This window comes from Oligoflexus sp. (assembly GCF_035638955.1).
Lineage (GTDB): Bacteria > Bdellovibrionota_B > Oligoflexia > Oligoflexales > Oligoflexaceae > Oligoflexus.
In genome coordinates, this window is record NZ_DASQYZ010000288.1 from 1 (window position 1) to 18,898 (window position 18,898).

Annotated in this window: 16 protein-coding genes, 3 tRNA genes and 1 pseudogene; 8 read left to right on the forward strand and 12 right to left on the reverse strand. The window is 50.0% G+C overall.

Features of this window, described 5'->3' with window-relative positions:
- Positions 1-138: 138 nt before the first annotated feature.
- The 4 genes from VE954_RS26735 to VE954_RS26750 form a co-directional block, all read right to left on the reverse strand.
- Positions 139-1,050 (reverse strand): hypothetical protein, encoded by a 912-nt coding sequence (locus VE954_RS26735; RefSeq protein WP_324958641.1) that lies wholly within the window; start codon positions 1,048-1,050, stop codon positions 139-141.
- 222 nt (positions 1,051-1,272) lie between these two features.
- Entirely contained in the window at positions 1,273-2,256 is a 984-nt protein-coding gene (locus VE954_RS26740) for an NAD-dependent epimerase/dehydratase family protein (protein WP_324958643.1), read from the reverse strand.
- A complete protein-coding gene (locus tag VE954_RS26745; RefSeq protein WP_324958645.1) occupies positions 2,231-4,282 on the reverse strand; it encodes a nucleoside-diphosphate sugar epimerase/dehydratase in 2,052 nt (683 codons plus the stop codon). The genes VE954_RS26740 and VE954_RS26745 overlap by 26 nt, the downstream gene beginning before the upstream one ends.
- Before the next feature lie 225 nt (positions 4,283-4,507).
- On the reverse strand, positions 4,508-5,389 hold the full coding sequence (locus VE954_RS26750) for a 6-hydroxymethylpterin diphosphokinase MptE-like protein (RefSeq protein WP_324958647.1): 882 nt from the start codon (positions 5,387-5,389) through the stop codon (positions 4,508-4,510).
- Positions 5,390-5,787: 398 nt separating this feature from the next.
- On the opposite strand from VE954_RS26750, the gene VE954_RS26755 reads away from it, so the two are divergent.
- Positions 5,788-6,885: a DegT/DnrJ/EryC1/StrS family aminotransferase gene (locus VE954_RS26755; RefSeq protein WP_324958649.1), complete on the forward strand. Its 1,098-nt coding sequence runs from the start codon at positions 5,788-5,790 to the stop codon at positions 6,883-6,885.
- Positions 6,886-7,576: 691 nt separating this feature from the next.
- On the opposite strand, the gene VE954_RS26760 is transcribed toward VE954_RS26755, so the two are convergent.
- Entirely contained in the window at positions 7,577-8,479 is a 903-nt protein-coding gene (locus VE954_RS26760; RefSeq protein ID WP_324958650.1) for a hypothetical protein, read from the reverse strand.
- 476 nt (positions 8,480-8,955) lie between these two features.
- Between VE954_RS26760 and VE954_RS26765 the strand changes: the two genes are divergently transcribed.
- From VE954_RS26765 to VE954_RS26780, 4 genes are all read left to right on the forward strand, one after another.
- A tRNA-Arg gene (locus VE954_RS26765) sits at positions 8,956-9,032 on the forward strand.
- 121 nt (positions 9,033-9,153) lie between these two features.
- Positions 9,154-10,242, forward strand: a complete 1,089-nt coding sequence (locus VE954_RS26770) for a J domain-containing protein (RefSeq protein ID WP_324958652.1) — start codon at positions 9,154-9,156, stop codon at positions 10,240-10,242.
- 122 nt (positions 10,243-10,364) lie between these two features.
- Positions 10,365-10,934, forward strand: coding sequence for a hypothetical protein (locus VE954_RS26775; protein ID WP_324958653.1), 570 nt, complete (start codon positions 10,365-10,367; stop codon positions 10,932-10,934).
- A 457-nt stretch (positions 10,935-11,391) separates the two neighbouring features.
- On the forward strand, positions 11,392-11,790 hold the full coding sequence (locus VE954_RS26780) for a hypothetical protein (protein ID WP_324958655.1): 399 nt from the start codon (positions 11,392-11,394) through the stop codon (positions 11,788-11,790).
- A 17-nt stretch (positions 11,791-11,807) separates the two neighbouring features.
- On the opposite strand, the gene VE954_RS26785 is transcribed toward VE954_RS26780, so the two are convergent.
- From VE954_RS26785 to VE954_RS26810, 6 genes are all read right to left on the reverse strand, one after another.
- Positions 11,808-11,897, reverse strand: a tRNA-Ser gene (locus tag VE954_RS26785).
- 28 nt (positions 11,898-11,925) lie between these two features.
- Positions 11,926-12,010 (reverse strand) — tRNA-Ser (locus tag VE954_RS26790).
- 148 nt (positions 12,011-12,158) lie between these two features.
- Positions 12,159-13,070 carry a protease HtpX gene (gene htpX, locus VE954_RS26795; protein WP_324958657.1) on the reverse strand — a complete coding sequence of 304 codons (912 nt, stop codon included), beginning with the start codon at positions 13,068-13,070 and terminating at the stop codon, positions 12,159-12,161.
- A gap of 123 nt (positions 13,071-13,193) precedes the next feature.
- Positions 13,194-13,814, reverse strand: coding sequence for a hypothetical protein (locus VE954_RS26800; RefSeq protein WP_324958659.1), 621 nt, complete (start codon positions 13,812-13,814; stop codon positions 13,194-13,196).
- A gap of 61 nt (positions 13,815-13,875) precedes the next feature.
- On the reverse strand, positions 13,876-14,862 hold the full coding sequence (locus VE954_RS26805) for a malate dehydrogenase (RefSeq protein ID WP_324958661.1): 987 nt from the start codon (positions 14,860-14,862) through the stop codon (positions 13,876-13,878).
- A 222-nt stretch (positions 14,863-15,084) separates the two neighbouring features.
- A complete protein-coding gene (locus tag VE954_RS26810) occupies positions 15,085-15,795 on the reverse strand; it encodes a hypothetical protein (protein ID WP_324958663.1) in 711 nt (236 codons plus the stop codon).
- A gap of 186 nt (positions 15,796-15,981) precedes the next feature.
- Between VE954_RS26810 and VE954_RS26815 the strand changes: the two genes are divergently transcribed.
- The 3 genes from VE954_RS26815 to VE954_RS26825 all read left to right on the forward strand — a co-directional run bounded on the left by VE954_RS26815 (position 15,982) and on the right by VE954_RS26825 (position 18,429).
- Complete coding sequence (locus tag VE954_RS26815) at positions 15,982-16,173, forward strand: hypothetical protein (RefSeq protein ID WP_324958665.1); 192 nt, start codon at positions 15,982-15,984, stop codon at positions 16,171-16,173.
- 156 nt (positions 16,174-16,329) lie between these two features.
- Complete coding sequence (locus tag VE954_RS26820) at positions 16,330-17,334, forward strand: hypothetical protein (RefSeq protein ID WP_324958666.1); 1,005 nt, start codon at positions 16,330-16,332, stop codon at positions 17,332-17,334.
- Positions 17,335-17,412: 78 nt separating this feature from the next.
- Positions 17,413-18,429, forward strand: a complete 1,017-nt coding sequence (locus tag VE954_RS26825; protein WP_324958668.1) for a serine protease — start codon at positions 17,413-17,415, stop codon at positions 18,427-18,429.
- A gap of 166 nt (positions 18,430-18,595) precedes the next feature.
- Here VE954_RS26825 and VE954_RS44430 read toward each other — a convergent pair.
- Positions 18,596-18,898 (reverse strand): annotated as a pseudogene (locus VE954_RS44430) (DUF4143 domain-containing protein); the annotation flags it as partial.

An 18,898-nucleotide genomic window follows, 5' to 3' on the forward strand; every position in this document is an offset into this window, starting at 1 on the left:
AAGCAATGCAGCGTGAATGTTACGCTGAGGATAGCGTGCGAATACCGTAAAATCACGGGAACAAAGGTTTCACTCGGCCGTTAACCAGACAAAACAGCATGGCAACTCCTCTGCCGCCCGAGTCTGGCTCCAGACCATCTACGGAAGGTCTTTAACCTGAGGTAGAGGGGCCCTTCTTCCGCCTTTTTCAGAACCTGAACAGAGGATTTCCACGCCACCCATATAGGATGCAAGAACCAAGAGATAAAGGCACCAGGCGAGCCCATCTGATATTCTGGAAAAAAATACCAGGCAAGCGATGACCAAAAGCATGACGTTATGGATTACGACATACAAGAGAATGGAGCTATGGGACCACCCGGCGATATGCTGAAGGCGCTGGTAGGCATGAGTCGAATGCGCAAGGTACCATTTTTCGCCTCGGCTCATCCTTCTGACTATCGTGACAAAGGTATCGACGATAAACACACCATATACAATCATGAAGACAAATATCGGTATGTGATAGAATACCTGCCCCACAATAGCCATAAATGCCAGCATAAAGCCCAAAAAGCCACTCCCGACATCGCCCATGAACACAGAGGCCTTCGGAAAATTCCAGATCAAAAATCCAGCGAGGGCAAAGGATAAGTGGAGGAACATTCCTATATGCCCATTCTCTTGGTCCCGCATCCAAAAGAAAAAGCATCCAGACAGCAAGACAGTCAGGCCCTCGATGGCTGCCAAGCCATCCACGCCATCCATGAAATTAAAAATATTTATCGACCATACGATAAGCACGCTAAAGAGCGGCACCACCAAATAATCGGGCAGAATTACTGAATAGAGCCCCAAGTCGATGACGATATTGCTAGGTGCGAGGGCCAGACAGAAGACCAAAGCCACAGCAGTCTGAAAAAGGAATTTCACTCGTGCTGACAGTTGATATCGATCATCCCAAAGGCCCAATAGCGCAATCATTAATGGGCACACAAGCATGATAGAGGTTTGCGTGTCCCGCCACCAGCCCATGCCGAGACATGCCAAGGCCCAAATAGCGACAAACACGAGTCCACCACCTCGAGGAGTCGGTTGCTTATGCGCTGATCTTGCATTTGGCACATCCATAAGTCCAATCGACGCTGCGCGATTGAGAAATAATTTGACGAATAAAGTGCTTAAAATAAAAGTCAGAGGCAGCGTGATTGTTAACGGCATATGAGTCATCCAGGAAACTAAAGTGTAACGAAGGACTTCCAAGAGTCAAAAACTCGACGTCGAGAATCCGGACTAGCGATTTGTGGCCGCAAAAAGCCGTTTATCACGCCTTTCAAGCTCATGGGCATACCATAAGCAGGTCCTCCGGATCCCTTCGTCGGTTGAAAAAGGCGCCTCCCAATTCAGATAACTCCTCAGCTTCGAAGTGTCCACAATCGAGTCCGACACCATTTTTTCGATCATACTGCCTATTTTTGGCCATGAGCATGAACTCTCGACGAGCTTCTGAGGCAAGGAAAAGAGCCGGATTCTGCGGTCCAAACTCGCCGCGATGGCTTCAAGTAGATTTCTGGTCGAATAGGGACGGGCATCGGCAATGTAAAAGGTTCCCGAGGTGACACTTGGATTGTGAATAATCCTTTCGATTGCATCCACCAGGTTTCCAACAAAGCAAAGGCTCCGCTGATTGGCAATACTTTTAAAAGGCAGGGGAGGGCCAAGGTCGACGAGCTTTATTAGGTTCAGAAAATTCGCGCCAACATTCGGACCATAAATGAGTGGTGGTCGGATGCTGACAAACTGAATTCCATACCGAGCGCTCAAGTCCATGCCCAGTCGCTCGGCATTAAGCTTCGAAATGCCGTAGGAATCATCCGGATCATCGCGATCGGATTCAGAGACGGGGCGCCCCTTTGGAAAATGGCCATGTGCCTTGATGGAACTCAAATAAATAACCTTGCCACAGCTGATCCGCTTCGCCATCTCAACGATACGTCGTGTGCCCTCGACATTGGTCTTAAAGCATTTCTCAATCTGCTCTGCTGACTTTTGGGGTTGGTGCGCAAAACCGGCCAAGTGAATAATAGCGCTCACGCCTTCAAACTCTGCGGCTCGATCCATTGAAAGTTCGGAAATATCGCCGAGTGCGACCGATCCTGCCGGCATGGACTCTTTTGCAAGTCGGACACCACGAATAACTTCAAGCTCAGACTGCTCAAGGGAGCGAACGAGATGACGACCAACAAAACCGTCAGCGCCAGTGACGAGAACCTTCATTTAACCCTCCGGCAGCGACCACGCGATAGTCCGATAGGGATGACTTCGCAAGCTCCATATAGGACGTTCCTGTCTTCCAAGGTATAGCCGGCTCTTCGCACTGTAAAGACAATGGTTCAGAGACCCGCGGAGCAAAACTTTCATTCACCATGTGATTGAGCAACGCCAGTGCATCCGCCGCTTCGCCTTTTTCTGCATGCGAAAGTAGCATTTCAAATTCCGCCAGGGTCGATTCCACATTCATCTTTGAGGGATGAACGATGAGTATGTCTTCGTGCTCTGTTCTGGTTTCTGTCCCCTCATAGCTGAGCTCCTCAAAGAGCTTTTCACCTGGGCGCAAGCCAGTCAGGACGATATCGATATCTTCGCCAAGTTTCTTTCCTGAGAGCTCAATCAGCTGCTTGGCCATCTGATAGATATTGACGGGATCGCCCATTTTCAGCACAAAGAGCTCGCCGCCATTTGTCAAAAGAAGTGACTGCAGCACAAGGCTTACGGCTTCGTTGACCAGCATGAAGTAGCGGGTCATATCAGGATGCGTTACAGTTACTGGACCACCGCTAGCGATTTGATCCAAAAATCGAGGTATGACACTTCCCGAGCTGCCCAGCACATTTCCAAATCGCACCGAACAGAACTTGCATTTGTTACCATGCCGCTGGCTCATAGCCTGAAGATAGAGTTCACAGATTCTCTTCGTCTTGCCCATGACTCCGGTCGGATTTACCGCTTTGTCGGAACTGATCAGGAGAAAGTGTTTGACATCAAACTGGAGAGCAAAATCGGCCAAGACCCGAGTTCCGAAAATATTATTCTTTACTCCAGCAAGCGGATTTGCCTCGACGAGATGCACGTGCTTATAGGCTGCTACATGAAGGACACTGTCGATTTTCTCCCTTGCGAAGAGCTTTTCGATGAACCCAATGTCCGTAACGGAAGCCATGACATATTTAACCTCCACCGAATTGCTTTTGAGCGAGGCAAGTTCATTTTCCAGGGTATAGAGACTCAATTCAGAACTATCCAGAAGAATCAGTTTAGCTGGACCTGCGACAAGGATCTGGCGTGAAATCTCCGAACCTATCGTACCTCCGGCTCCTGTTACGAGTACGACTTTTCCAGAAAAGAACATGTTCACGGAACTGTTGTCGATGGATTTCTGAGACCTTCGCAGCAGATCTTTCACATCGACATGTCTAGGTCTGATTTTATCACCATCCATGGAGCTCGATAGCTCCGGCATCATCATTGGCTTAAGACCGATTTTATGGCAACGCTCGATAGCATCGCGAATGACTTTCCCAGGCAGAGAATTCATCGCAATAAGTATCGAAGAGACATTTTTCTCTTTAGCCAACCTGGCGAGAGCTTCTCCAGGTCCCAAGACCTTATACCCATGAATTTTTCGCCCGATTTTTTCGGGATTGTCGTCGATGAATCCCAGAATCTTATAAGTTAACTTGGAATTCTTATCGATATATCGGGCCATGAGTTCACCCGATCCACCGGCTCCGTAAATGAAACAGCGCTCGCTGTCTTCCTTGCCCACTCTTGTTTGCAGATTATTGACTCCACGCCAGGAGAAGCGAACAAGGCCGATAGCCAGGGCCGAAAGCGACCACACAATGACCGGAACGGATCGCGGATAACTTGAGGTCTGATTCAAAAGTCGAACAATCCCAAAAGAGACGACGCACGCTAACAGCGTGCTGAGAACGATCAGTATCGCATTGTGCAGGTTGGCAAACCTCCAGATTTGACGATACATTCCTGTCAAATAAAAGACCGTCAGATACGAGAAGATATAGATCCAATAGGTCTGCAGGAATATGGGCATTTGGTCGCCCAAGTGCGCGGTTTCAAACCGGAGCAAGAATGCCAAAAAATAGCAACAAAACACGACGAGGCAATCCAATGAAAGCAGAATTCCAAGACGAATCCATCCCCAGTGCTTATGCGGAAACAATTGGGGTAACTTGGTCACATATTTCAGAGTCATGACCAGTGCCGTATTATGTAAGGTCATATTTTAGACTCCACGAAAAGGTTCTAAGTTGTCAGGCAAAAGGCCAGCCTTCAGTCTTTAAATCGACACTTTGATGTTTAGGGATGGAATACAGACGTGACGGTCGCCATAGTCAGGCTTGGCATGAATCAAATTCAGCTTCTCAATCACCAAATCATTTTCCATTTTATATGTCTAGCCAATCTTTTCACTGTTTACCCGCTTTTCCAGCCCCAAAAATAAATATTAGTCTATTGACTTCACGACCTTCTCCAAATCGACCCGTTCGAAGGTCTCAAGATACCCACCTCGGGTCGCATTGTAGATTTTGAAGCCATTTTTTTCTGAATAGCTTTTGACGAATTCATATCCTTTGATAGATCCGCTCGTATTGAAAGTATATCCCAGCTTGTCCAACGAATAATTTACGAAGTGCTTCTTATTCCCTGTGTATCCACAGTCGGCACCTAATAAATAAATTTGAGTAAATCCCATATAGCGGGCAATCTGAATAGCCGCATAGATGCTGTTATAGCCATCATAGACACCGCGTAATAGATTATCGCTAAACTTAAACACGTTGCTGTAGGGATTGTACCAATGTCCCAGCCATTGCATCATTAAGGTAATGGACTTTTCGGATCTCAGCTTTCGTTTCATGCGCATCGAATTCGCATCATTAAAAAAGCTCTCGCGCTTGGACAGCCCCGCAAAATCAACAGCGTAATCGGCGCTCATCTTTTCCAGCTCTATCGGATCCAAAAACATGTAGTAGTCGGGCCGAAAGTCTGTCTTGTCATAAAATAGAAAGATCGAATTCATGCTGATGGTGATTTCATCTTTGATAAGATCAAGATCTGCTGCATGGAGGCTTGGACCAGTCCCAACGATAAAGCATCTCTTGCCCTTATGCCGATCTTTCAGCCCTGCTATGGCTTCCAAATTCTTCTTTGAAAAGCCTAACTGCCTTTCTCTGAACCAACTGAAGAAATGGAATTTAAACCAATTGGGAATCAGCCACGTTGATCGAAGCACGTTGGCTGCTAGCACAGCCCGCCTATGGAGCGAAGGGTATCCTCTTAGTCGTCTTCCCTGGTTTAACAGGAATTCTCTCATCAGCAATCCCATGGAATGTTCAAAACGCATTGAATTGTATGCTATGCCCGGATCATAACCTGATTACTACAAGCTGGTCTATAGATGACCGATGGCAAGGCTCTTCCATTTGCAAAACCAGAAGTCGCCATGACACACGCCAATATAGCTACTCTATAATGAGCGATATGGCCAACGCCGATCCGCCCCTGCGAAATACGTATACGCTAAGGCATACTGCACAGTCACTCGTCTCGCTCGATAGGCTGCTTCGTCAGCTGGCCTGGTCCGCCCAGAGAGAAGTCATACCTTGCCTGTCGTGGCGAAAATCGTTAAATTTTGAGGATTACCATAGCGACTACAAAAATTGTAGCCATCTCTGGCCGGTGTCCTTACGTTAAAAAGAGTTAGCGACAAAGAGAGGAATACAAATGATTCATATGAACGACTTCTCGGCTGAACCAGAGGAACTTAAAAAAGCTCAGCGGGAAGCCTTTGAATCGGTCATGAATAGTGGCTACTACATTCTCGGACCTCAGGTGAAGAACTTCGAAGACAACTGGGCTAAAACCCTTGAAGCGCGCTATTGCGTCGGCGTAGCCAATGGCTTGGATGCTATTGAAATCGGTCTTAGAGTCAGCGGCATCGGATCAGGCGACGAGGTGATCACCACACCGATGACGGCGTTTGCCACTGTACTGGCTATTGTCAGGGCGGGTGCAACACCGGTTCTTGCAGACATCGACGCGTCTACGGGACTCATGGATCCGGACAGCGCAAAGCGCTGCATAAGCAAGCGAACCAGAGCCATTCTTCTGGTCCATCTCTATGGCCAAATCAAAGCCATGGAGACTTGGCAAAATCTTTGTCGTGACCATGACATCCTGCTTCTGGAGGACTGTGCACAGTCGCACCTGAGTCGCTGGCACGGTCAATCAGCAGGAACCTTTGGCGCCTGGGGAGCTTATAGCTTTTACCCGACTAAGAATTTGGGTGCCTTGGGAGATGCTGGAGCATTCATCACTAAAGACGAAGCCCTAGATAAAAAGGCTCGCCAGCTCAGAAATTACGGGCAATCCGAGCGATATCACCACCCCACTTTGGGCATGAATAGCCGGCTGGATGAGCTCCAGGCCGCAATACTCTCGGCACGACTCAGATTTCTCGAGTCTTTCACCCAAACAAGACGAGAAATCGCCAACATCTACTATGATGGCATCAGCAACCCACTCGTTGAAGTTCTAAAGCGGCCTGACGCACCCGAAAATCATTGCCATCACCTTTTCGTTGTTAAAACAAATCGCAGGTCCGAGCTCATGGAGCATTTGAAATCTCATCAGATTGAATCTCTGATTCATTATCCCGTCCCAATCCACAAGCAAAAATCTCTTCAGCAGGTGCAGCATGATCCACAAGGTCTGACGCAGGTTGAAAAATATGCTGAAACCTGCCTATCCATTCCTTGCCATCCTCACATGACGAGGGCTACGGCTACTCACGTGGTTGAGGTAATCAACAGATTTGTCTAGGCTTTATTTATTTCGAGCTGGAGAGGCGCAAGCCCCTTCATCTCACACCACAGTGTATATGGACTTGTGTACAGTGGATTGTAATTCCTTCCTCGCTTTACTTTAGCGTGCAGCCCTTTTCCGCTTGGCAGCGATTGATTCGGACAAAATAGCTGTTCCTCACGTTACAAGCACATCCGAAGACCTATTAAAATCACATGAAGACTTGTGGTTGATTCCATTGATCCAAGATAAGCAGTCGTGGATTACGTCGGGTCATAATCATTATTTTGTTCTTTCTACTGCCGGGTCCTGAAGTTTATGGAACGCTGAAGTAGGTGAAGGAATATTTTTGATGGCTGCTGTTCCGGGACTGCTAGAAGCAGCCGCCAAGAAACGTATGCAAAGGACCCACGAGTTAGGAGCCAGCGTCTCGTTCTCGGATTTTACAGCCACTTTGTGGATGGAGTTCAGAAAGCAGTTGGGCGTATGAAGAGCAAATTATCCAGAATTCCGAGGCAAAGAAGATGAGAGGAAGGTTAACTGCAAATCGTCAAGAAATGCATCGGGGTCCAGAAAAAACGTGCACAAATGGAAAGACGCTAAAGTGGTGTCCAACGCCACTGGGCAAGGGGCGGCTTGCATCCCCACGGATCAATCAGGGGACTCTACGCAGCCGTTTTGCAAAAGCCCCTTCACTATGTTCCCAAAATCAAGGATTCTTCAGGACCACCTTCAATCTTGCATAGTTTTTTCGCCAGAATAAGACGTTCAAGGCAACAACCAGCCCAATCACCGCGCCCAGCATAGCCCCCAAACCCAACATCACAAAAATGCTCTGCCGAAACAGTTTAACGGGCGCGGAAACGGCCTTGGCTTCGACCTTAATATCAACATCGCTCGGGAATTCAGAAACGAAAGCCAGTGATTCTAAGCCAAATCGGCTGGCAATAGCTTTTTCACGACTCAGCAGCATTTGATGCGCGAGATAGATCCTTTTGTATTCAGACAGGATCGATGACTTCTGCGCGTCGTATTTCGGTACGGCCGATAACAGGAAAGCCAGAGAATTGGGGTTGCCCGAATTCGTAAAGTCCTTCATGAGGCCTTCGACCACTGTTTTCTGCATTTGAGGCGAGATCGCGGCATAGGAATCAAACATTCGAAGCGCCTGGATTTTCAGCTCGTTCATTTTCAACTGCAAATCGAGGATATCATTGATGAGGCTGTCTTTGTCATCCATGAAGGCACGATTATACTCGGAAATTACCTGATTAAAGGCGATGGGCAGGCCGCGTTTGATCTCATCCTGAGTCCACACGCCGTCGGTATTCTGAAATTCCACAGAAATGCTATCGCCGCGGTTCTCCAGAACCCCGACTAAGCCATGGCCACTGCTCTGTTTGGCAGCCCATTCATCCGCTGGAAAATTTTTGCCTGTTTTTTCGACAAGCGTGCGATAGAAGATTTTAGCACCTTCCCGAGACGTAAGTAGGAGGTTTACATATTGAGTGGACAACGCCAGCTGGGATTCGTTCTGACCACTCATCGTCAAACTAACATTCCAATGTTGGGGCAAAAGAGGCAGCCCGGAGTTGGAGACTCTCTTGTTCATCCAATATCCCCCTCCTATAAGCATGCCGCACAGGACCCCTGCTAGGATGAAGAAGCGAGATTTCCAGAGGAAACCTATAACATCAATCAGATCGATTTCGTCAAAATCACGGTGACGAATCGAATCTCTGATAGGATGATCGATACCAGACTCCTGATAACTTGACATACACTTACCTTAATTTAAATAGGTCTGAAAATTGAGCTTAATCTGGTTGGACACGTCCATCAACATTCATTTTACCAGTTCGCTCGCTCGAAAAGAGAGCCTCGGGCTGTCTGGTTGAGGCGAGCTTCGTCGCGCCCATGCGGACTCAGCTCGAACCGCAAAACCCTTAGCACGCTTTGGCAGCGAAACCGTTAGGGGCTAAGGATTCAGACGTTCAAGCGTCATGTAGACACCAAGTTTTTTATCCACTCCGAATTTTAGCTTGCCCTTAACAAGGAGATTGTCTATAAGATGGCCTCTGCTCGATTGCACCCGTAGTTCAGCTGGATAGAATACCAGACTACGAATCTGGGGGTCGGAGGTTCGAATCCTTCCGGGTGCGCCATTCTTCTCAATTCAGCTTCATCAACTTTATTCCTAGCCTTCTTCTGGCACTTTTTGCAGTAAGATTCGGATGTTTTTGGCATTGCATTTGACCCAAGTTTCTTCCGTTCCCGGAGAGCTACATGTCCGCAGACCGACCAAAATCACATCCCTCGTCTCAAGCAGGCCGCCAGGGAACCAGACGAAGAATTGTGGCTCCGGTCAATAAGTGTCGCGATCTCGTTCCTGTCGATGATCAACCCATAAGCCTGAAAATTTGGCGGCAGTATCAGAATGCCCTGAAAAAGCTTGAAAAGCTGGTGGCGGAGCTGCGGCAGTTTAAAGAGGCGGATCTGGAGCATTATCGGTTGTGGCATGAAGGGGCGTTTTCTCGTGAGATTGTCCAGCTGCAGAAGGCGCAGGCGGCCGTCATTGAGCTTACGCAATGGCTGAACCAGATTCATAGTTACGCCAGTCTCTGTGACATTTCCACGGCTCGAAGTTTTCAGGTCCTCACCGACGCGAAGGCGGAAGGGCGATTGAAAGAGCTTTGGGAGGACCTGACCAGAGAGAAAAGGGAGAAGGAGACAAGAGCCCAGGACAGGCGAGACGAGAGGGAGTCTGAGTCGTTTAAAGATATGTTCGAAGAGATGTTTGATGACGCGGCTGAGGAGTTTCATCAGGAGCGACGGGGACATGGTCAGACTTCTGAGACACGAGCGCCGCGCGGGACAGATGAAAGTGCGGAAAGGTCGCTGAAAGCATTGTACCATCAGCTGGCTTTGAAGCTGCATCCTGATACCAATCCCAATCAGAGCCAGGATCAAAAGCAGCTGTTTCAGGCTGTGCAAGAGGCCTATCGCGAGCGTGACGTCGAGGCTCTAGAAGAAATTTGGAAAAAGGTTGAAGGTAAAAGTGAGGGGCCGTTTGCCTGGAAAACGGCGCCAGTAAGCGACATAATCAGCCGGAAGAGGGCTCTCGATCTGCGCAATCGTGATGTGAATACGGAACTCAAGATGGCTCGACAGCATCCTGCCTGGAATTTTTCCAAAGCCAGTCGAGACAAGATTTTTATGAATAGCCTCATAAAGAAAATACGTGGGGCTCTGCGACGCGAACAGGACGAGGCTGACTCGGACTGGGTGGAGCTGAACGAATTGCTGAGTCAGCTGGAAAAATCCTCCAAAAAGAAAACCCATAACACGAAATCAAAAGTCAAACGCAAAGTTTGAAGTTCTGATTCCGAAACCTGACACATTTGGTAAAAACGAGCATTTTCACCACTCACCAATAATATTGGAGAGATTAGCCGCCGTTCGCTAGAATAGAGCGATGTTCCATAGGAGGAAGGTCCATGCTCAAGACAATGAGCGGTGCTCAGACGACCCCTGCGAACGTGGGAATGGTGAGTCCGGAGGCGGAGTTCCTTTCGCTGATCATCACGCGTCCGGAGGATTCGGCGGATTGTCCTTTTTGGATTGGACTCTATAAAAAGGGTGAGGCGGGGGCTCGTGAGGTGTTCGGGCTCGAGCGTATTGATGATGTGTTTAAGCTGCTGACTGAGCAGGGGATTGATGAAAAGCAGGCGCTGATGCTCTCTGATAGTAGCGGGGAGGTCGTGCGGCAGTTTTATTTGGTGCCCGAAGTGCTTTGTATGAGTGACCGACAGGAAGCCAAAACCCTGATTCTCAAGACAGTTGATGCTTTAAAGCCGACCCGAATCGGGGTTTATTTTGGAATCGATATGAAGAACCCCGACAGCAGTCGCGTCCTCCTGGAAGAGATCCTGATTGGGCTGGCGCGGACCGAGATTCGGGAATTGTTTCTTTTCACCGGAAATTTAGGGGTGAATACAGTCCTGAATGCAGCCCTTCGCGTGAAACACGGATTGGCTGGAAGCAAAGAGCTACAAGTCTTTCACTAATTCGAAGGAAGATTTTTCAGGGCATTCATCAGTTCGCATCAACGACTTTGAAATTTCCTCAGAAAAAGCGTTGAGGCTGGAGATGTTCGCCAGGATAGCCTTTGATCTCATCCATTCGATCAAAGGAACACCTTTTCGGGATCCTGATGAAAAGATGAACATTTCACGGGACTTACAGCCTCATTCGCATTGCGGAACAAAGTTATCCACAGAAAAAAGAAAAAGCTGTGGATAACTCGGACCTCGAGAAACTGACGCTGCAAAAAAGGCTACTGCCGCCCTGCTCTCTATGCTTAAATTTTATACAAAAAAGCGTAGCGATAAAAAACCCGACGGGGCTTCTTGATCGTCATTTTGGCATCAATAAAATGGCGTATTTTGTCAAGTCTCCACCTGGTGCATCCTGGTTTTTTGGAACTTTTTGAAAAGATTACGTCAAAAAACCAGGAGGATCGGTATGGCTTGGCCTGCAAAACATATCAGCATTGGCATCAACCGCACGCCAGACAAGGTTTACGCCTATGTTTCGAGTCCCGAAAATTTGCCGTCCTGGGCGGCGGGATTGAGTGGATCGATACGCAGAGAAGGGGAGAAGTGGGTCGCGGATTCACCCATGGGTCAGGTCCGCATACAATTTGCACCGCACAATGCCTTTGGGGTTCTGGATCATGACGTGACGCTGCCGAATGGAGTGACCGTGCACAATCCCATGCGGGTTGTGCCGAATGATATGGATAGTGAAGTGATGTTCACACTCTTTCATCGGCCCGAAATGTCACACGATGAATTGCAAAGCGATGCAGCTCAAGTGCTGGAAGACCTGATGCGACTTAAAATGATTTTGGAAGGGAAATAAAAAGGAAGAAAAATTGGTGGCGGAGAGAGAGGGATTCGAACCCTCGGTCCAGTTACCCAGACGCGTCCTTAGCAAGGACGTGCATTCGGCCACTCTGCCATCTCTCCAGACAAATCAATTTCTCAAGCTTCGCAACGGAGGGAGAGGGATTCGAACCCCCGGTGAGTTACCCCACAACGGTTTTCAAGACCGCCGCCTTAAGCCACTCGGCCATCCCTCCATATCTCAGGAAGGAGACCCTCAGAGACACGAAGCTTGAGCAAGGGTTTTATAATAGCTGCCTGGATTCTGGCAACGCTTTTTTCGCAAGAGATTTCGGCAGGTGAGGACGGCGGGGCGAAGATAGGCCGGCTCGTGCCGGCCCCGAATCAACTTACATACTGCTGCAGACGGGCGATACGCACTTCCAGAGGTGGATGCGTGGAGAAGAGTCGCAGCCATCCGCTCTTGCGCGACGAGATTTTAAATGCCGCCATGGCTGGGGCACGCTGCTCTTCGTCGGGCAGCTCCGCATTGGCTTTCAAACGCTGCAGAGCACGAATCATCTTGTTACGACCGGCGAGTTTCGCACCACCGGCATCGGCGCGGAATTCACGATAACGCGAGAACCAGGCGACGATCATGCTGCCGAGAATACCAAAGAAGATTTCGAAGACAAACACCGTCATCATATGAGCGAAGTGGCCTAAACCTTCGCCCTCTTCTCGATCACCGCGCAGAACCTGGCTGACGCCATAGGCAGCAATCCGGGCAAAGAACATGACAAAGGCGTTCACAACACCCTGGATCAAGGTCATGGTTACCATATCGCCGTTGGCAATGTGCGCGACTTCATGGCCCAGGACGCCTTCCACTTCCTCGCGATCCATCCGGTTCAACAGTCCTTGCGACACAGCCACCAGCGAATTGTTTTTGCTGGGACCCGTGGCAAAGGCATTGATTTCGAGGCCGGGATAAATCCCGACGTCCGGCATTTTGGAAAGACCCGCACCCTTGGCCAGGCGGTGCACCATCTGCACCAGTTCACCCGAGCGGCCACCGGCATTGGGGCTGAGGACCTCAACACCCATGGTCCAGATGGCAATTTTTTTCGAAATCAAAAGCGAAATGAACGAACCGACCATACCCCAGATAAGACAGAAGATCGCCAGCGAACCCAAGTTCAGGCCGCGATTGGTCAGGTAGGGTTGGACGCCTAAAAGGCTCAAAACCAAAGAAACGGTTACAACAATCGCAATGTTGACTGCCGCAAATAGCGCGAATCTCTTCATAATGGCCATACCGTTAACTCCCGACTTTCGTTTAATCCTGACATAGGATCCATGCGCCTTATTCAAAGTAAGCATGAAACCATCATTGTCAACTTTGGACGTATTTTACCGCACAAACGGGTAAGAATTCGCTCAGAGACGGCTTTTTTCGGCTGCAGGCACGCTTCCGGCCATCAGTTCCTGCGGCAGCTCAGGGCGAGGCTGGCCCATGGCAATGGCCATGTTTTGGACAATACGACCAATTTCGGCTTTATTTTTATCAGTTGGAAGCCAGATTTCGGTGATGCCACCCGCTGGGAGTTTGCTCAGCATCTCGACATTATTGAAGATGGTAACTTCGACCAGACTGCCGGCCATACGCTTGACGCGCAGGGACACTTTGTTGCGGTGCACCTTGCCTTCGAGATAATAGGAATCCCATTCGGTCGTGATCAAACCGTTGTTGCGATCAGCAATGGCGAGATTATAGTTGCGCAACAAAACATCAAGTGTGGCATCCCACACGCGATCATAACCAAGCTGAAAACGAAAGGTGCCATGGTCCACAGCAAAGATGGTGGGGCGCACAGGACGGGGAGCAGCAGGTGCAGAAGTTGCCCCAGCTTTTGCAGCAGATGAAGGAGGAGCCGCGTTGGCGCCTGCCGTGGCTTGCACTTCATTGTTACGGCCGCTTGAATACTTGCTTAAAAAAGCAGGTGTGCACGCGGAACACCAACCGACGAAACACAGAACCGGTACAAGGCCGAAACGCATATTCCATCCTCCAGCTGACGAAGAATAAAAGGCGACCCATGGGCCGCCTGATCCGACTGTATCAGCCGAGCAGATCCTTCACGACTTCGCGCTCTTCGAGCAGCTCTTTCGTGGTCTTGCCGATCATTTCGCGGGCAAATGGCGTGATTTTGAGATCCTTGACGATCTCATAGGTGCCATCACCTTTGGAACGGACCGGGTAAGAGTAGATCAGTCCGGCAGGTATATCATAGAGCTTTCCATCACTTGGAACAGCGGCCGAGAACCATTCGCCGCCTGGTGTTTTGGTGAGGAATTGTTTCACGTGATCGATACAGGCTGATGCTGCGGATGCCGCCGAAGACTTGCCGCGTGCGGCAATGATGGCTGCGCCGCGTTTTTGCACAGTGGCGAAGAAATCTCTCTCCAGCCAGTTACGGTCCTTGATAACTTCCGTCACGGGCTTGCCGCCGATCAAAGCGTTATCGAAGTCGGGCACCATGGTCGAGCTGTGATTGCCCCAGATCGCCAGATTTTTTACCTGACCCACGTTCACGCCGGCTTTGAGGGCCAGCTGAGCTTTGGCGCGATTTTCATCGAGCATGGTCATGGCTGAAAAGCGGGTCGCGGGAACTTCACGGCAGTTGTGTTGAGCGATCAGAGCGTTGGTATTGCAAGGGTTGCCGACCACGCAGATCCGCACGTCGGAAGCGGCACGGGCTAAAGCGCGACCTTGGGCGACGAAGATTGGACCGTTGTCACGAATCAGATCGTTACGTTCCATGCCCGGTCCACGGGGTTTGCTGCCCACGAGAAGAGCCCAGTTGATGCCTTCGAAACCTTTTTCGGGGGTATCGTGAATTTCGATGCCGTCCAAAGTGGGGAAGCCGCAGTCCTCAAGCTCCATGGCCGTGCCTTCAGCGCCTTTGATGGCGGCGGGCAATTCGACCAAATGCAAGCGGACCTTGGTGTTCGGTCCGAAGAGTTCACCGGAAGCGATACGAAACAGCAGACTGTAACCGATCTGACCGGCAGCACCGGTCACAGCAACGCGAACAGGTTTTGTCATAACGAGGTCTCCTCTGGAAAAATCTACAGCCTCATGTCTACTCTTGGACTCCTCGAAGGGGAAGTCCATTTCGGAGGGGCTGGTCCCGCCCTGTGGTCCCCCTGCGGGGGATGACGAGGGAGGGAGTGACTTGTCTCCTCCTGGTCCGCCGACCGATGACGAGGGAGGGAGCGACTTCTCCTCCTGGTTCGACGACGGAGGCGAAGGATCAAACGCTGACCATCAATCCATCATCTCAATCTTCGGCGTCTGGTAATCCGGCTTACGTCGGTTGAGATCCCAGTACTGTTCCATCGGTTTGTAACTGTCCACCAGCGACCAATGCACGGCTCGGCCCTGCTCCTGGAAATAAAGGACTTTGACTCTCTTATGCGACTTGAGTTCGGCGACACAGATATGGCAGCCGTGAACCCGCAGGCTGATCCCATCGACCTTGATGGTAGCCGATTTGAAGTAAGCCCGCATGAAAGGTCGGGAGCAGAAATAGCAGCCCTGAGCAGGAACAGATGTTTCCTCCTGCCAGCGGGCCAGAAGGCCAGAGAACAGGGGCCGCTCCTCAATGGAACGCTTGAATTTACGATAGGTGTCCTCGATTTTGCCTTCGACGCGTTTGACCAGCGGGTTGACCTGCGTGATCATTTTGGGATCAAAGCCGAAATTCGGCGTGCGGGTTAATGCAGTCAGAAGCGTTTCCATCATACGAAGGCACGACTCAAAGTCATCCAGAACCCGGGCATTTTTCACATGCGGTACAAGATTACCGAGCGTATTCACCTTCAGAACGGCCAAATCAATACGGGCAATCAGCTGCTGATAGCGTCGGCGGTAGGACCACGCTCGTTTGGGGTAGCGACTCAGCCAATAGCCACGCACCATCATGGAAAGGCCGAGGCCTACCAGGAGTGCGGCAACACTGAGAACAATCGTAGTCACGCAGCAAACTCCAAACTTGTCCGTGTTTCCAGGATAACAGAGACATCTTGAGCTGCGAGGCGGCAGCTTTTGCTTCTAGTTTAAGCCCATGAAATTACAAGATTAAAACTTATAACAGGGCAGTCCCACGAAATGCCCTTAAGTTCGAAGGGAGCTCACCGAAAGAATTTCTAAGGAGGTGATGCCATGGGGAGCCCGTACGGAACATCAAGACAGCACTTCAATAAGGTCCTTGAGGCCTATTTGAATTACGTTGCCCTCTACAAGCTGTTCAACAGCGGTAAAGTGCAAGGGGTCACACCGTTTAACGTCTTTTACTGGCGTATGACCTATCACGTCCGCTATGAGAACAGTGAGAACATTTCCCGAGTCGTTTAAGCCTATTATGACTTTGGAGGAATTTTCCCGCCGCCTGTCTGGCTCCCGTGGACAGGCTGAATTTATACTTTAAGCCCCACGGCCATCGCACCAACTTGACCCAGAGCCCCCACCTCATTATAAAACCTTTAGGTAAGATGAACGCTTTGGACGTTTATGGAAGCGAGCGACACAGACATTTCCGGTTGGCAACTGCGCGCCACAGAAGATGGAATTCAAATCCTGGATTCGATTCTTTGGCTGGACGCCCGCTTTACCCGCGATTTGTCCTTTCTGTCCTCTGCCTGCTGCCTCAGTGGTCGAACCGAGGCTCGGGTCATCAGCACGGAAGAAACAGTCAAGCTGCTGGCCATCAATAATATTAAGCTCAATGCTCTCATCTGCCCCTATAATCAAATTGTCTCACTGGGACAGCTCCGCATGGAACTCTTGCCATCCGGAGCCGGATTGGGAGCTGCTTCCCTCTGGGTGGAGCAACGCCAGGGCACACTTCTTTATGCACCCCAGCTCCAGCCGCAAAAAACAGGCATCACGCGGCTGATGCAATTGAAGCATGCGGACACCCTGGTCCTGGGCGCCCGTCATCCCTTCCCAGCCCATCACCATCCCAGCCGCAAAAAAGAGAAGGATCGCCTGCTGCAGGCCCTGCAACAATGCATGGCCCAGGGCGAATATCCAATTATCCTTTGCGAACCCTATGCAGTGGCGCAAGAGATCTGCCGATTTTTGGCCGAGCATGGGATTGAGCCCGCGGTTCACAAAAGCATTTATCGCATCAATCAGATCTACGGCATGTACGGCTCGGACCTCGGAGCCTATAGTCTGCTTCATAAAAGGCTCCGTGAGAAAAAGGTTCTGATTCTGCCGCTCAGCACATACTCCAAACCCATTGATCGTAAGCCCTTGCCGGATGGCCCGATCTTCTGTGTCGAGGAGTCCCTGCAACAAACATCGTGGCCCGATCTACGGCGACCCGTGGCCGAGCGGTTTTTTATCAGCAGCTCGGGTGATGGGCGGGAACTGAAATCCATCATTCAAAGTGTCAGTCCACGCGAAGTCTTTGTTTCGGGCCCTTATGCTAAACAGTATGCCGAAGAGCTGAGCACCCAGAAGCTCCCCATTCATGCGCTCTATCCGAGTCATTTGCCTACTCTCTTTTAATCGCAGAACATGTCCTTGGTTTTCCTCCGCCGCCAAGCCTAATTTTCTCTTTCGCTCGTTTTGAAGAGGGGAGAGTTCATGGTCTGTCTGCTGCGGCGTTTGATTGTTTTTGTTCCTTTGACCATTTTATGTTTGAAAGGCTGTCGCCAGGACACTTCAACACTCGATGTGATTGGGGGAGAATCAACCAGGTCTCCACCTTTCTTCGTGGCCTTGCATGAACAGAAAGCCAAGGGACCTTTTTGTGGCGGGACTTTGATCGACAAGGATCTGGTGGTGACAGCCGCGCACTGTGTAAGTGGTTTAAAAGGGCCTCTGGAGGTCTGGCTGGCGCCCGATGATTTGGAGAAACGGCCCGCTTCTGTTTCGGTCGAAGCCATAAGAGTTCATCCGCAGTATCAAAACAGACGATTTCAGCATGATCTTGCCGTTCTTTTTCTAGAGGAGAACTCTGGGTCAAACGCGTCCTTTGCGACGGATTTTCATCCCGCATCGCGAGCTAAAGAGCCATTGCAGATTCTGGGTTTCGGCAACACGAGCCGTACGGGATACATTTATCCCAAGACTCTACAGACAGCTTTTGTGCAGGAGCTGCCAGGATATGAATGTCAGGCATTGGGTGGACCCTATAATTTCGTCATGGATCAGCAAATCTGTGCTTCGGCTCCGACATCAGACAGTTGTGATGGTGATTCCGGTGGCCCTTTGCTGTTGGATGGGAAGCTCTATGGAATTGTCAGCTGGGGAACCGGTTGTGGTGATCCGTCACAGCCGGGGGTTTATACACGAGCAGCCTCCTATGAAGATTGGATCAAAGAGCAGGATCCTGACACACTGCCTGTTGAAGAGTTGGCTTATGCGGTTTTCTATTTTCCTCTGCAATATGACAATAAGCAGTTCACGGCTGGGTATCACGTCTGGCGGGATGAATTGCATGCTGCCGAGCAGAAACCCCTTCAAACCTGGATACGTTCCATGCGCGGAAAGATTTATACACTTCATTTAATGGCTGTGGGGCCCCAGCGCTATAAACTAGAACTTCAGGCCCATGGCCGGATTTATTCCGCGCCTGCAAATTTTCCAACAGGCCTTTAAAGAGGGATGCATAGCTCAAGCCGTCACTTGCGAAATTCTCCTCAGCCCGCGTAATGAGTTTTTTGTGAGTGACTTTGTAAGTGGACGAGCTTTCTGCAAAAATTTTGGCAATTTTATCCAAATTGGAAGCCATATTCCTGGTCGGTGAAGAAGTCCACTTGCATTCATACAAATGCAGTTGGTGTCCATCCTCATAAACAAAGTCGACTTCATTTTGGGATTGATCGCGATAGTACCAAAGACGCGGTTTCAATCCTTTAAAGGCCAATTGCTTTCTCAACTCTGCATAAACCAGGGTTTCCCAATAGGCCCCGATAAAAGGTGAGTCCGTCAGTGTATCGCTGCGGACGCCACAGAGATAGCCCATAAGTGCTGGCTCGGCGAGATAAAGCTTGGGCGACTTGACCAGACGCTTGGTTAAATTGCCGAACCAAGGTTCCAACAGATAAACTTGGCCGAGCGCCTCCAG